15 protein-coding genes are annotated in these 13802 nt (G+C 50.2%); 8 read left to right on the top strand and 7 right to left on the bottom strand.

What is annotated here, in order from left to right; translation table 11 throughout:
• The first annotated feature begins 1297 nt into the window (after window positions 1-1297).
• From yidA to CG67_RS03230, 4 genes are all read left to right on the top strand, one after another.
• Complete coding sequence (gene yidA, locus CG67_RS03245) at window positions 1298-2113, top strand: sugar-phosphatase (RefSeq protein WP_025901553.1); 816 nt, start codon at window positions 1298-1300, stop codon at window positions 2111-2113.
• A 297-nt stretch (window positions 2114-2410) separates the two neighbouring features.
• Window positions 2411-2626: a DUF1471 domain-containing protein gene (locus CG67_RS03240; RefSeq protein WP_025901552.1), complete on the top strand. Its 216-nt coding sequence runs from the start codon at window positions 2411-2413 to the stop codon at window positions 2624-2626.
• Window positions 2627-2734: 108 nt separating this feature from the next.
• On the top strand, window positions 2735-2947 hold the full coding sequence (locus CG67_RS03235; protein WP_025901551.1) for a YdgH/BhsA/McbA-like domain containing protein: 213 nt from the start codon (window positions 2735-2737) through the stop codon (window positions 2945-2947).
• A gap of 148 nt (window positions 2948-3095) precedes the next feature.
• On the top strand, window positions 3096-4376 hold the full coding sequence (locus tag CG67_RS03230; protein ID WP_025901550.1) for a DUF3748 domain-containing protein: 1281 nt from the start codon (window positions 3096-3098) through the stop codon (window positions 4374-4376).
• Here the strand turns inward: CG67_RS03230 and CG67_RS03225 are convergent.
• The 7 genes from CG67_RS03225 to CG67_RS03195 form a co-directional block, all read right to left on the bottom strand.
• Window positions 4330-4686 (bottom strand): YceK/YidQ family lipoprotein, encoded by a 357-nt coding sequence (locus CG67_RS03225; RefSeq protein WP_025901549.1) that lies wholly within the window; start codon window positions 4684-4686, stop codon window positions 4330-4332. The two genes, CG67_RS03230 and CG67_RS03225, sit on opposite strands and share 47 nt — an antisense overlap.
• Window positions 4687-5061: 375 nt before the next feature.
• Window positions 5062-5964, bottom strand: coding sequence for an EamA family transporter (locus CG67_RS03220; protein WP_025901548.1), 903 nt, complete (start codon window positions 5962-5964; stop codon window positions 5062-5064).
• Between the two features lie 35 nt (window positions 5965-5999).
• Window positions 6000-7244: a valine--pyruvate transaminase gene (locus CG67_RS03215; RefSeq protein WP_025901547.1), complete on the bottom strand. Its 1245-nt coding sequence runs from the start codon at window positions 7242-7244 to the stop codon at window positions 6000-6002.
• Window positions 7245-7340: 96 nt separating this feature from the next.
• Complete coding sequence (gene ghrB / locus CG67_RS03210; RefSeq protein ID WP_025901546.1) at window positions 7341-8318, bottom strand: glyoxylate/hydroxypyruvate reductase GhrB; 978 nt, start codon at window positions 8316-8318, stop codon at window positions 7341-7343.
• A gap of 142 nt (window positions 8319-8460) precedes the next feature.
• Entirely contained in the window at window positions 8461-9210 is a 750-nt protein-coding gene (locus CG67_RS03205) for a sugar phosphate isomerase/epimerase (RefSeq protein ID WP_025901545.1), read from the bottom strand.
• A 140-nt stretch (window positions 9211-9350) separates the two neighbouring features.
• Window positions 9351-10373, bottom strand: a complete 1023-nt coding sequence (locus CG67_RS03200) for a LacI family DNA-binding transcriptional regulator (protein ID WP_025901544.1) — start codon at window positions 10371-10373, stop codon at window positions 9351-9353.
• 85 nt (window positions 10374-10458) lie between these two features.
• Window positions 10459-11055: a DNA-3-methyladenine glycosylase I gene (locus CG67_RS03195; RefSeq protein WP_025901543.1), complete on the bottom strand. Its 597-nt coding sequence runs from the start codon at window positions 11053-11055 to the stop codon at window positions 10459-10461.
• Window positions 11056-11241: 186 nt separating this feature from the next.
• Here CG67_RS03195 and dnaT point away from each other — a divergent pair, with 186 nt between their 5' ends.
• The 4 genes from dnaT (at window position 11242) to ssuE (ending at window position 13607) form a co-directional block, all read left to right on the top strand.
• Window positions 11242-11790, top strand: coding sequence for a primosomal protein DnaT (dnaT, locus tag CG67_RS03190; RefSeq protein ID WP_025901542.1), 549 nt, complete (start codon window positions 11242-11244; stop codon window positions 11788-11790).
• Window positions 11790-12530: a DNA replication protein DnaC gene (gene dnaC / locus CG67_RS03185; protein WP_025901541.1), complete on the top strand. Its 741-nt coding sequence runs from the start codon at window positions 11790-11792 to the stop codon at window positions 12528-12530. Before dnaT ends, dnaC begins: the two co-directional genes overlap by 1 nt.
• Before the next feature lie 123 nt (window positions 12531-12653).
• Complete coding sequence (gene pptA / locus CG67_RS03180; RefSeq protein ID WP_025901540.1) at window positions 12654-12884, top strand: tautomerase PptA; 231 nt, start codon at window positions 12654-12656, stop codon at window positions 12882-12884.
• A gap of 165 nt (window positions 12885-13049) precedes the next feature.
• A complete protein-coding gene (gene ssuE / locus CG67_RS03175; protein WP_025901539.1) occupies window positions 13050-13607 on the top strand; it encodes an NADPH-dependent FMN reductase in 558 nt (185 codons plus the stop codon).
• The last annotated feature ends 195 nt before the right edge of the window (window positions 13608-13802 follow it).

Here is a 13802-nt window from a genome sequence, read left to right as displayed (position 1 = left end):
AAACATTCATTCCCTCATCATCAGAGTATTTAAAGAAATAAAAAAGAAACCGGAGTCATAAACAGATGCCGCTGACAGAATTAAATATTTTTCAGGATCAGCATTCGTTTTTTAAAATACAAAAAGTCAGATGTTTTACCTCTGAATATCCATATCCTGTACGGACCCCGGCCACTGTTAAAAATCCTTATAACTGACGTTATTTAGTGACTTTCTGACTTATTATGCGTTTAAAAATTACTAATGATTGGAAAGCGGTTTCTTTCCTGAAAACTGATGGGTGCTGATTATCGCTATATTCCTGCGTTCGTCAATACCGATCAATCAATGCTATTAAATAGGTCGTGACTATAGGATAATTACACATCTATCGTTATATCCGATCAATGAGGTCAAAGAGTATCCAAAAAAACATTACTAATCATGTGGAAACAATTGATCACAAAATGAGGGGGCAGATAAAAGCAGGCTCTGAACACATTAGGAAAGATAATTTACCACGAAAAAAAACATTTGATTTGCTGTGGCTGTTTATTAAGCGTTTAAGTTAAATTCAGAAATTTTACCATAAATTAACGATACTTTAATATCTGGTGCGTCAGAAATGAGGGTATTCCCCGCGGAGTCATTCCCGTTAACACCGGGCACTGCACCGGTAGGCACTCCCTGCATACGGATCACCAGAGTGCTTCGTGTGGATCTTTATTAACGGTTACAGGGAGTACGCCAGCATCAGGAAACCCCTCGTTATAAAGGGGGGATGGCCGTCTGTTGCCGTTTATCCGCCAGATATGTAAGCAGAGAGCGACGAGCGATACCGGGTATCACCTGCAGTCATCGCCAATGACCAAAGATCACACCACGGACTCAATAAGCGTCGTCACTTACTCAGTGCGTTGGCTGTTTGCGGTAGCTCCTGACGAAGCAGGGCAGCCCGGTGTTTTTCATATCATGCGACGCTGCTTGTTTACGGCTGACAGTAAGAACACCTGATTCAGAAGGTCTCCTGCGCGTTTGGGGTGGTCAGAATTTATATCTGGCCTGTTATTTAGGTGGGCACAGTACGGTTAGCACAGAATACTTCAATAAACCCCGCACTTAAGGATAAGCAGGCAACACAAGCATCTCAGGCTACGGGGCCGTGTTCCCTTGTCCACTGAGAGAAATAAAAGACGAACCTTCTGCTCTGCACCGATACTGAATAAATGGCACAGATCACAGTTGATATAGAAACAGTAGTCAGTATTCAGTAAAAAAGGGTAGCATCAGCGGACTATTCATTATTTCCGGAGACGTTATGGCAATCAGACTGATAGCAATTGATATGGATGGCACTCTGCTGACTCCGGACCATCAGATAAGCCCCGCCGTAAAATCGGCTATCCACAAGGCTCAGGCTCGGGGGATCACTGTCGTACTGGCTTCGGGCAGGCCCTATATTGGTATTCAGCGGTATGTTGCAGAGCTGGGATTGGATAAACCTGGGCAGTTTTGTATCAGTTACAACGGGGCACTGGTACAGCGTGCCGAAGATGGCAGCTGTGTTGCCGAGGTGACTCTGGAACATGACGATTATCTCCGGTTTGCGCAGCTTTCCGGAGAACTGGGAGTCCACTTCCAGGCGCTGGATAAAACACATCTTTATACTCCCGACAAAGATATCAGCAAATATACGGTACATGAGGTTTCTCTGACGGGAATACCGTTACGTTACCGTGCCGTTGAAGAGATGGATCCTGAATTACGTTTTCCGAAACTGATGATGGTGGATGAACCGGAAATCCTTGATGAAGCGATTGCCCGGTTACCGGCAGAGATCGTAGAAAACTATACCGTCCTGAAAAGCTCCCCGTTCTACCTCGAAATTCTCAACAAACAGGTCAATAAGGGTGAGGGGGTTCGTAAGCTGGCAGAGTTACTCGGGATTTCAGCCGATGAAGTCATGGCCATTGGTGATCATGAGAATGATCTGGCGATGGTGACTTACGCCGGCAGCGGGGTAGCCATGGGGAATGCGATTGATATCGTCAAAAAACATGCCCGTTACCAGACACTGTCTAATGCTGAAGACGGTGTTGCCCTGGCCATTGAAAAATGGGCCCTTTCTGAATAAATCCTGAGCTCAGGCAGGCACCCTACGGGGTGCTTTTTTTTTGCCCGCGATCGGCTGTTTTTCTCCGCTCTCCGTTTGCTTTATCCGGTACTCATCGGATATGTCGTTTTTTTTCGTTATTGTGACTTTCAGGAACCCTAATGTAATTAATACGTTGCAATTAATTAACATAAAATCGCGACACAAAAGGTTTTTGCGTGATCAAGATCGCATTTTCTGTTAACCACCTAATAATAACTATAGGTATTATTACATCAACGCATTACATATCAGGTTTTACTTATTCAGGAGTTAACAATGAAAACGATCGCTACCTTATTCACCGTCGCTGCTTTATCCGCCTTATCTTTTGGGGCTTCAGCAGAAATGATTTCTGCCACCGGCAGTACCCTTGATAGTGCACAGTCTCAGATTGCTGCTCAGGCGAAAGCTGATGGTGCATCGTCATACACCATCACCAGTGCACGTACGCATAACGGTGTTTATATGACAGCAGAAATTAACAACAAGTAATGACCCCGGGACGGCTCTGTCTGTGAACAGAGGCTGTATGAACGGTATCAGGTGCACCGGCAGGAACGGGCATCATACATAACAGATAACCAGAGAAGGAATTTGATAATGAAAATATTAACCACTATAGCCACCGCCGCTGTTTTTTCCGCACTCTCTTTTGGCGCTTCAGCTGAGATGATCTCTGCTACCGGCAGCACCCTGGATAGTGCACAGGCTCACATTGCTGCTCAGGCGAAAGCTGATGGTGCATCGTCATACACCATCACCAGTGCCCGTACTGATAACGGCGTTTATATGACTGCGGAATTAAACAAATAAGTACTGTCGCAAAGCTCATGCAATCGTCGGAAAACTGCCATAGGCAGTTTTTCCGTTTTTAACGACAGAAAGCGGGCATTATCACTGGTACAGGCTGGCAGAATATTGCATATTCCCTCCACTTACTGAATGCAGTGGACCCGGGTGAATGCAGGAAATACAACTTACCTTCGACAAACGTCATCATCAGTTAACTAATGCTCAGGTATGGACGCCGGACAGCCAGTGGCTGGTCTTTGACTTACGTCCCCCGGAAGCCACTTTCAATAGCCAGACAGTTGAACGGGTGAATATTCACACGGGTATCACCGAGATTATTTACCGGGCAACTGAAGGCGCTTGTGTGGGTGTCATCACCTGCAGTCCTCAGCTCCCGGAACGATACGTCTGCATCCACGGCCCTGAAAACCCCGATGAGAAGTGGCAGTACGACCTCCATCACCGACGGGGCGTTATTATTCAACAAGGCCAGGCGGTGACTCTGGATGCCTGCGATATTACGCCGCCCTTTACCCCGGGGGCATTACGTGGCGGCAGTCATGTCCATATGTATGATGCAGATGGGGATTACCTGAGCTTTACCTATAACGATCATGTGATGCATGAACGCTCCCTGGCCGAAGATTTGCGAAATGTTGGCGTGGCAGTGCCTCTCCACCCGGTAAATATTGCTAAGCAACATCCGCGGGAATATAACGGAAGCCATTTTTGCGTTCTCATCAGCACTACGACTCCCGAACCTGTGCCCGGCAGCGATGAAATCAGCCGCGCCTATGAAGAGAGTTGGGTAGGTCTACGGGGCTACCGTAAACAAAATGGTGAGTGGCAGCGCCGGGCGCTGGTGTTTATTGGTGATACCGTCCCGACAGAAGGTGAAAAGGTTCCGGAAATCTTCATTGCGGATTTGCCGGAAACCGCCGCAGACTATGCGCTGCCCGGAGCTTATCCGCTGCAGGGAACCGCTGAGCGGATGCCCTCACCGCCGGCAGGCATTGTTCAGCGCAGACTGACGTTTTCCCGCGGCATTGCCCTGCAACCGAGGCACTGGTTACGTACATCCCCGGATGGTAGCAGGATCAGTTTTCTGATGGCAGATGATGAAGGGATCATTCAGTTATGGACTGTGTCACCGCAGGGTGGGGAACCGGTTCAAATAACGGCGCTTAAACACAGTATCACCTCCGTGGTTAACTGGCATCCGGCTGGCGATTACCTTGCGTTTATTTGTGACAATAGCGTTATAACCTGTGATGTACAGACCGGTAATTGCCGCCGGGTGACACCCCGTACCGATCACTCTCCTGACGGAGAGGCTGTCGTCTGGTCACCTGATGGCTTGAGTATCGCCTATTCACGTATCGTCGGTGGCTGGCGACAATTGTTTATTGTGACGGGGGAGTTGTTGCCAGTGTCGCCGTTTGCGGGGTAGTTGTTTTTGCCAGGTCGTCGTTCTGTTCGACTCTGTCACGTAATGAAAGCCCGCCACCATGATCACGGCGATAATAATCCCAGGGGAGCAACAGTGTATCCATGACGGCTGAAAAAGGATAATCCAGAGCCGCCAGGGTCTTCACCGGCCATCGGGTATGACTGTCGCTCAGGATCTCCGTATTGGCACGGGTCCCCGGATAATAGCCTTGTTCCGGACCGGTATGAGACATCACACTGGAACATCCTGTGGAAGAGAAAGCACACCAGACAATAACGCCGGCAGTCGGGATCCTGTTTTTCATTTTCATCATTATCGTTCCTTCCTTACCTTCTGTTTCATCTTTTTTCAGGTCGTCAGCGATTGGTAACCGAAAATATGACAGTCTGTTACTACAGTCATATGATAATCCCTCTTTCTGAGTGTATGTCAATTCGTCTGAATTCGCGCAAAAAATCTATTTTCTGCTTGAAAAAAGTGCAGTTCCCCGATCCTGTTTCATCGTACGACGGATATCGCCGGTACAGGGGACTGACCTGCCTGGCGTGCCCGGACGGGTTATCCCGGAAGAGACGTCAGGGCATGCCCAGGTGAAATTTGCGATCCTGCGGGATGATGTTTCGTTGCGGGTCGATGAATACAAAAATGCCGCGGGTGCGCGGCGTTTTTACATGAGGTAATCCGGTCAGCTACGCTGACGAAGTTTTTGTAACCTGCCTGCGAAGGTGGTGATCAGTAATCCTGCAATAATCACACTAATCCCGAGCATCTGGCAGGAACTGATGGTTTCATGCAGGAAAAAAGAGGCGCTGAGGATCCCGGCCACCGGTACCAGCAAAGCCATCGGTGCCACCCGTGACGTTTCATAACGGCCCAGTAACGCTCCCCAGAGTCCATAACCGACGATGGTCGAGAGCAGTGACAGGTAAACGACGGAGAATACGCCGGTAACTGAAAAATGCGTCAGGCTGTGATGAACGTTCCCGGCACCATCAAAGACGAGGCTGCACAGTATAAATGGCACAACAGGAATAAATGCACTCCAGACCACCAGTGACATTGCCGGTACCGGATGATCGCGCATGATGATTTTGCTGGTGATGTTACCGAGCCCCCAGCAGAGCGCGGCTGCCAGCGTTAATAACAGGCTGGTCAGTGACATCGCATCGCTGACACCCGGTGTCAGACTCTGTTCTGCCAGGAAGACCATCCCGATAATGGCCACCAGTAAGCCGGTAACATTATACCAGCGCAGTTTTTCACGCAGAAAAAAGGCACCGAACAGTAAGGTAAAGAAGACTTGTGCCTGCAGTATGAGTGAAGCCAGCCCGGCAGGCATACCCAGCTTGATGGCCAGAAATAATAAGGCAAATTGCCCGAAACTGATGGTCATGCCATACGCCAGTAGCCACCTAAAGGGCACTGCGGGCCGCCTGATAAACAAACAAGCGGGAAAAGCGACCAGCAGGAAGCGCAGTGCTGCCAGTAAAAAAGGGGGAATACCTTCCAGCCCCACTTTGATGACGACGAAGTTTACACCCCAGATGATCACAACACACAATGCCAGAAGCAGGTCTTTAAGGCGCATAGTTGACTCTTAAATAGTCAGTTAGTCGATAAGAATCAACGACAGATCTGTTCCAGTTCATCGGCCAGAATAATCATTGCACGTTCAATTTCTTTATTTTCAGGAACATAGTTCATCCGCATACACTGATTTCCATGAGGCCACTCTTCCTGTAACCCCGGGAAGAAGAAATGCCCGGGCACCATCAATACACCACGCGCTTTCAGACGGTGGTAAAGTTCTTCCGTGGTTACCGGAAGGTCACGGAACCATAGCCAAAGGAAAATCGCCCCTTCCGGTTTATGGATCAGGCAGCGGTCTTCCGGAAGATAGCGGCGAATAATCGCAATCGTTTCTGTCACTTTATGATGATAATAAGGCCTGATCACCTGTTCGGACAGGCGCAGGAGATCCTTACGACAGAGCATTTCGTTGGCGATAGCCGGCCCGATACTTCCGGGGGCCAGACTGATAATACCGTTCATATTTCCCAGCGCATTGATGGTGTCTTCGCCGGCAATAATAATACCGCAGCGTGCACCGGGCAGACCGAGCTTGGACAGACTCATACACAGAATAATGTTCGGATTCCACAGGGCGCTGGCTTCGGTGAATATGATCCCGGGGAAAGGTAAACCGTAGGCGTTATCGATCAGCAGCGGAATATCGTGCTGTCTGGCCAGCGTATCCAGGCTGGCTAATTCTTCGTCGGTAATCACATTCCCGGTCGGGTTCGTCGGCCGGGAAACACAAATCAGACCAATATCTTCCCCGATAGCCAGATTTTCCATATCAATATGGTATTTAAACTGTCCTTCGGGCAGCAGGGTCAGCGTAGGCCTGGCAGAAACAAACAGGTCTTCTTCAAGACCGGCATCCGCATATCCCAGGTATTCCGGTGTCAGAGGAAAGAGAACTTTACGTCTCTGACCGTCTTCTCGTTTGCCGGCAAACAGATTAAACAGGTAGAAAAAAGCGCTCTGGCTGCCATTGGTCAGGGCGATGTTTTTTGCTGTGATATCCCAGCCATGATGTTCTTTCAGTTCTGCTGCCAGGCTTTCCAGCAATACACTCTTACCCCTCGGACCATCGTAGTTGCATAAAGCTTCCGTCAGCTGGCCGCTTTGCTGCATATCAGCCAGCAAATCTTCAATATAGTGTTCCATTTCCGGGATTTTGGCAGGATTCCCGCCCCCCAGCATGACTGTACCGGGCGTACGTAACCCTGTCCCCATATCTTCCATTAAACGGGTGATGCCATTCTGACGGGTAAATTTGTGACCGAACTGAGAAAAATTCATCGCTGAAGTATAAAGTTAACCGAAGGTCTCTCCACCATAACGCCCGCTATCCGCAGGCGCAATGGTAATGTGTTGTACTCTTCCTGGCTTAACCCCTCACTTTTTAAGTGCGGAGGCATTAACGCAATTTTTATCCGTATGACCGGACAGGGCGGCAAGCAGGTTTTCCACGCCATCCTTTTTCATGGCATAACGTGTTTCATGGGTGGCTGAGCCCACATGCGGCAGCGTCACCACATTAGGCAGAGTCAGCAGCTCCGACCGGGCCGGGATAGGTTCCTGTTCAAATACATCCAGACCGGCACCGTAAATAGTTTTCTCTTTGAGTGCGCGCGTGAGGGCTTGTTCATCCACTACCGGGCCACGGCCAGCGTTGATCAGGATCGCGCTGGATTTCATTAACGCCAGTTGTCCGGCGCCAATCATATGCCGTGTCTGATCGGTGAGTGGCAGAATAATGCAGACAAAGTCACTCTTTTTCAGTAACTCATCAAGCTCGCAGCGGGTGGCCGCGAAGCGCTCTTCCGCATCCTTATGCGCCGAACGAGCGGTATAGAGTATTTCCATATCAAAGCCGAAACGGGCACGTTGTGCGACAGCTTTACCAATGCGGCCCATACCGACGATGCCGAGGGTTTTATGGTGTACATCGATACTGAACTCTTCCGGACCAATATTTTTGGTCCATTTTCCGGCTTTTACCCAACGGTCGAGTTCAGTAACGCGGCGCGCGCTGGCCAGTACCAGAGCCATAATCGTGTCTGCTACGGTGTCTGTCAGCACTGTCGGGGTGTGCATCAGCGCGATATTGCGTGCACTTAATGCATCAACATCAAACAGATCATAACCTACTGAAATAGTCGAACAGGCTTTCAGTGCGGGCATGCTGTCGAGCAGGGTTTGATCAACTTTTCCGCCGGAACCGAGTAGTCCGACCGCCTGACGAAATGCATCTGCGTGTTCTGCCACAGTTTCAGCATTCAGGCCGCTGATTTCAGTAACATCATACTGTTCGCTCAGGCGGGAGAGCAGGTCTGCGGGTAATGACTCATAAAGTATGACAGAGGGTTTCATTCCGGTTTATCTCCATGGTGAAGTTGTAGGGTATGACTGCATACTCCGGTTCCGGCATTCAGCCATGCCGGGCCGGTATCACACAACAGGTAATCTGTCTGACGGGACGAAATTCCAGTCAGACAAATAACCTTGAACAGGGTCAGACCTGACGAAACAGATCCACATACTGCCGGGTGACAGCTACCAGGTCTTCTCCGGTCAGCGGGAATTCAATACCCCGCGGGACGTTCCCGGGGAGTGCGGCCAGCAGCGTTTGCCAGTGTTCATCGTCCGGGGCCGGGGGGACAGCGCGGAAACCGTCTTTATCCTTCCTGACAGCTTTGAGATGGATATAGCTGACATAGGCTGAAAGTTCCCGGCAGGCCCGGAGTGGTGACTCTCCGGTCCAGTACCAGTTTCCGGTATCAAATGTCATTCCGGCTATCGCCGGAATCTGTCCGAAACGGGAAAAAAATTCAGCCATTACGGCAATTTTCCCGCCGTCTGTCTGATCATTCTCGACCGTGACGGGGACAGGGCTTGCCGCCAGTTGTTCAGCCAGCTTCTCCGCCGCGACATTGCTGACCGGGTAGCCGGACGAAAATTTCAGCAAGCGTGCATTCAGGGTGCCGGCCTCCGCAAAAAATGTCTGCAGATCCGGGTTAATTGTGCCGGAGGCAGTGAACAGAGGCTCAGGAACCGAGTAATAAGCCGTTAGTCCGTGCTGTTTTATCGCGGCCGACAATGCGGGTAATTGTGACAACTCCTGTGCTGAAAACAGTTCCCGGCGGATTTCAACACCGCTGGCACCTGCCCGTTCAATCACCGGTAGCAGTGCCTGTTGTCCACCCGCAGCCGCAACCTGTTGTCTGCCATAGGCTCCGGTTACTACGATGATCTCAGTACTCATCACTCCCTCCTGATATCGGGGTCGGGCAGTTTCAGCGCTTATCTGATTAGGATGGTACTGGTTCCATAACCGGCCGGTAAAGGGATAATTTTTTCATCTCCGTAACAAAAAATGATTATCCGGGCATCAGAGCAGCGGTATCACAAGGGATGACTGGAACCACGTACCACTAATTCACCGCTGAAAAACTGATCACTCGGTGTGGTATCGGTCTGTTTTATCATGCTGATAACACTCTGTAGTGCACTGTAGCCTATCTGATGGGTTGGCTGTCTTAGCGTCGTAATACCGGGACCCGCCAGTGCAGACCAGCTCATCTCATCAAACCCGGCCAGGCCGATATCTTTACCGCACTCCAGTCCTTCGTCACGCAGGGCTTTCACGACCTGAAGCGTCATGGAACCGTTCGCAGCAATGATGGCACAGTGTTGAGATGCATGTCTGCGGGTAAAATCTCGCAGACATTCGCGTAACTTATCCGTCTGATTCAGGCAAATTTCAGCGTTTTCGCCGGAAATGTCAGGATATTCCGCCACTGTCTGACGGAAGGCTTCCAGCCTCTCCCGGCGAGTATTGACACTGGCAACTGGCTCACTGAGGAACAGTAACGATTTAAAACCGTTGCCAGCCAGATGTCGGGTGACCTGCTGTGAAGCTTCATGATTTTTCAGACCAATGACATTACACCCGAAGTCATCAATTTTACGGTCTATCAATGTCATCGGCAGCCTGGATTGCAGCAACTGATTTAGCTCTTCCTCACGCATCCCTACTGCGTTGATAATCAGTCCTTCGACCTGATAGCTGCTCAGTAACTGAATATAATATTGCTCCAGTGCCACCTCATTATTGGTATTACACATTAACAATGTGAACCCGTAATCGCGGCATGCAGCTTCGATACCGCACATGACTTCCACTGAGTAAGCATTGGTAATATCAGCAATGATAAGCCCGATTAACCGTGTACGGCCGCGTTTCAGGCTGCGGGCCATCTGACTTGGCCGGTAATTCAGCTCTGAAATGGCCTGTTCTATCCGGGCTTTAAGGGCCGGTGATAACAGCTGTTGTTCGCCATTCAGGTAGCGGGAGACACTGGTTTTTCCGGTTCCCGCGGCTTTGGCGACATCGCTTATCGTGGCGCGTGGCGGCCTGCTAGTCATTACGTCTCCTGTTTATGCTGCCTCTCACAGGCATGAAGCGCTGATTATGCCTGTCTGTCGGTATATATTCGACCCTGCCGGTGGCTTATCCGTTATCTGAACCGGCGCCCTGTGGCTGTTTGTTACGGTTATCCGGGTGACAGAAGCAATCAGTCTGATGGTCAATAACCATGCCTGCTGCCTGCATAAAAGCATGGCAGGTAGTCGGGCCTGTAAATCTGAACCCTCTTCTTTTCAACTCCTTAGCGAGTTTTATTGATGCAGGAGTCAATGTTGGCGCATCCTCATTCCGGAGATAACGGGTGATGACAGGCTGGTGGTTAACAAAGCCCCATACAAAATCAGAAAAACACTCACCCTGTTGTTCCATGGCCAGCAAGGCATTGGCATTACTGACCAGCGCTTCTATTTTACCGCGGTGACGAATGATTGCCGGATTCTGTTGTAACAAATCGATATCGGCAGTGGTAAGGGCGGCCATGGCCGGGGCCGAGAACTGGCTAAAAAGCTGCCGATAGGCCTCCCGTTTCTTCAGTACCGTGATCCATGAAAGACCTGCCTGCTGGCCTTCGAGACAGAGCATTTCAAATAATATCTGCGGATCTTTTTGAGGGATCCCCCATTCATGATCATGATAGTTAATATAGAGCGGGTCGGCAGTGACCCAACGACAGCGTTGAATTTTCATAATAAGGATCCTGCGTTTCCTGACAGAGATGTCATCCTGACCGGCAGAAGTCACCGGGAGAAGAACAATGACATGATGTTTTTGCGATCCATGACGACAAACTTGGTACACTATAGGTATAGTCGCCCCGAGGCACCCGGGGGTTCGGGGCCGGATAATTCTACAGAGTCAGGTTTCATCATGCCGGTTAAACTTTTATCCTCAACGATCATCGGGTTGAATGAATTCAGCCAGGATCCGCTTTCTGCACTGCAAGGCGCCGAACGGGGAACGCTTGCGGTTTTCAATAATAATGCCCCGGTCATGTATGCACTCACGGCCGGGCGTCTGGCGGAGCTGTTGGCGGCTGAGGCTGCTTTAAAGCATCCCACAGATGTCGCACTGGATGACCAGTTCTTTGAGCCTTCAGCGGCGGCGATGCCGCCGGTATTTCGTGCACCGGCTGGAAAATTTCCTATGTATAACGGCTGGCAGCCCGATGCGGATTTTCTGCGTCAGGCGGCGGTCTGGGGTATCGCGCTGAACGAACCGGTCAGTGAGGAAGAGCTTGCTGCCTTTACTGCTTACTGGCAGGCCGAAGGCCGGGTTTTCCATCATATTCAGTGGCAGCAAAAGCTGGCGCGTTCCCTGCAGACCGGCAGAGTGAATAAATATGGTCAGACCCGCCGTGATTTGACGGAAGTGGCCGAACCTGATCGTCAGACGCCAAGTGGTTTCAGGGGTGAATAATGAAAACACCGGAAAATCTTTTTAGCCGATTACAACGTTTAATGCCTGAAGGGGTAAAACCCAAGTTCACCAGTGGTAAAGATTTACTGGCCTGGAACCAGGAGCAAGGTCGCCTGCGTTCAGAAGCCGTATTTCGTGAAAACCGGGCGATGAAAATGCAGCGTATCATGGGGCGTTCGGGGATCCGTGAATTGCATATGAACTGTTCCTTTGACAATTACCGTGTGGAAAGTGAAGGGCAGCGTAAAGCCCTGGCGATGGCACGTCAGTACGCCGCGGAATTTGAACACAGTATTGCCAGTTTTGTTTTTTCCGGCCGTCCCGGCACCGGGAAAAACCATCTGGCGGCAGCAATCGGTAATGATCTGATCCTGCGCGGCAAAAGTGTTCTTATTGTGACGGTCGCTGACCTGATGTCTAATATGAAAGGGACATTCAGCGGGGGCAGTACGCTGACGGAAGAACGCTTAATCCATGACCTGAGCAGTGTGGATCTGCTGGTGATTGATGAAATCGGTATGCAGACCGAATCCCGCTACGAAAAAGTCATCATTAACCAGATTGTTGACCGCCGCTCGTCATCCAAACGGCCGACAGGGATGCTATCTAACCTGAACCATGAAGGTATGAACGCGTTATTAGGCGACAGGGTGATGGACAGGATGCGACTGGGAAACAGTATGTGGGTACGTTTTGATTGGGACAGCTACCGTGACCGTGTTCGTGGTGATGAATATTAATTCCTCTCCCGCTTTCGCCTGCCCGCCGCGGCAGGCGTTGTAATTTCTCTTTCTTCTCAAAATTTCCGGTGTCATTATCAGAACAGCAATCCAGCAGGGGCTTTTCTGACAGAAGGATAACCGATGCCACATATTGAAATTAAATCATTTCCCCGTGAACTGACGCCGGAGCAGACAAAAGAATTCGCAGAGGCGATGACACAACTTATGCAACAGTATCTGGAATGCCGGGAAGGTGCTGTCAGTATTGCGCTGAAATATGTTCCCCGGGAGGAGTGGAAATCGTCGGTCTGGGAAACTCAAATTGCCCCCGAAATGGCAGAACTGATTAAAGCTCCGGACTACCAGCTCTGATATTGCCGGCAGGCTCCCGCCTTTCCGGATACCTTCGGTAATCCATAGGGTTAGCAAAAACCGGCAATAGCTTTGCCGGATATATTATTTTTCCTGCCCGTTTCTCTCTGCCATTATTCGCTTAAGTTTTCCTGCGGGTAATAGCATATTGAAAAGGGGAAAAAGATGCGGGTGATCACTCTGGCCGGGAGCCCCCGGTTCCCGTCACGTTCCACGTCCTTACTGACATACAGCCAGCATATTCTGGAATCACACGGTATTGAGGTCATCCCGTGGAATATTCAGCATTTCGAACCGGATGATCTGATTCAGGCCCGGTTTGATGCGCCGGCGATCTCTTTGTTTAAAGAAGATCTGGCCAGTGCCAGTGGTATTGTTATCGCAACGCCAGTGTATAAGGCGTCCTATTCCGGTGTTCTGAAGACCGTACTGGATTTGTTACCGGAACGAGCCCTGGAAAATAAAGTGGTACTCCCTCTGGCTACCGCAGGCAGCCAGGCGCATATGCTGGCAATTGATTACGCCCTGAAACCGGTACTGAGTACACTGAAAGCACGGGATGTCTTACAGGGTGTCTTCGCCGATGACAGCCAAATTACCCAGGTCGGGGCTCAGGCCCGGATAGATGACATGATCACCGGACGACTGAATAAGGAACTTGATACTTTCCTGCAGGCTATCCGTCGGCTGAAGGTTCCGTTACCGGCCGCACTGACCGGCTGATCATTCTGCCGGACGATGATAAAATACCGTCTGGCATTCTGTTATTTCCGTTTCCCGCCCGGGTGTCGCCTGAAGTGATGGCCAGTTTTTTCATTCGTTTGTGTAAAAATTGAGATTCAGAAACAGCGGACTGGCGTATTGAACAGAATCCGATAACAATATGCTGTACACTTTGCATCCGGGCACGTCCCGGAT

Origin of the sequence: Tatumella sp. UCD-D_suzukii (assembly GCF_000611875.2) — a bacterium.
GTDB classification, from domain to species: domain Bacteria; phylum Pseudomonadota; class Gammaproteobacteria; order Enterobacterales; family Enterobacteriaceae; genus Tatumella; species Tatumella ptyseos.
The sequence above is the reverse complement of the archived record's forward strand: the minus strand, read 5'-3'. Positions and strand labels throughout refer to the sequence as shown.

Excerpts from the sequence above, each read along its gene's own strand:
- yidA (WP_025901553.1), top strand. The coding sequence starts at position 1,298 with ATGGCAATCAGACTGATAGCAATTGATATGGATGGCACTCTGCTGACT.
- CG67_RS03240 (WP_025901552.1), top strand. The coding sequence starts at position 2,411 with ATGAAAACGATCGCTACCTTATTCACCGTCGCTGCTTTATCCGCCTTA.
- CG67_RS03235 (WP_025901551.1), top strand. The coding sequence starts at position 2,735 with ATGAAAATATTAACCACTATAGCCACCGCCGCTGTTTTTTCCGCACTC.
- CG67_RS03230 (WP_025901550.1), top strand. The coding sequence starts at position 3,096 with ATGCAGGAAATACAACTTACCTTCGACAAACGTCATCATCAGTTAACT.
- CG67_RS03225 (WP_025901549.1), bottom strand. The coding sequence starts at position 4,686 with ATGAAAATGAAAAACAGGATCCCGACTGCCGGCGTTATTGTCTGGTGT.
- CG67_RS03220 (WP_025901548.1), bottom strand. The coding sequence starts at position 5,964 with ATGCGCCTTAAAGACCTGCTTCTGGCATTGTGTGTTGTGATCATCTGG.
- CG67_RS03215 (WP_025901547.1), bottom strand. The coding sequence starts at position 7,244 with ATGAATTTTTCTCAGTTCGGTCACAAATTTACCCGTCAGAATGGCATC.
- ghrB (WP_025901546.1), bottom strand. The coding sequence starts at position 8,318 with ATGAAACCCTCTGTCATACTTTATGAGTCATTACCCGCAGACCTGCTC.
- CG67_RS03205 (WP_025901545.1), bottom strand. The coding sequence starts at position 9,210 with ATGAGTACTGAGATCATCGTAGTAACCGGAGCCTATGGCAGACAACAG.
- CG67_RS03200 (WP_025901544.1), bottom strand. The coding sequence starts at position 10,373 with ATGACTAGCAGGCCGCCACGCGCCACGATAAGCGATGTCGCCAAAGCC.
- dnaT (WP_025901542.1), top strand. The coding sequence starts at position 11,242 with ATGCCGGTTAAACTTTTATCCTCAACGATCATCGGGTTGAATGAATTC.
- dnaC (WP_025901541.1), top strand. The coding sequence starts at position 11,790 with ATGAAAACACCGGAAAATCTTTTTAGCCGATTACAACGTTTAATGCCT.
- pptA (WP_025901540.1), top strand. The coding sequence starts at position 12,654 with ATGCCACATATTGAAATTAAATCATTTCCCCGTGAACTGACGCCGGAG.
- ssuE (WP_025901539.1), top strand. The coding sequence starts at position 13,050 with ATGCGGGTGATCACTCTGGCCGGGAGCCCCCGGTTCCCGTCACGTTCC.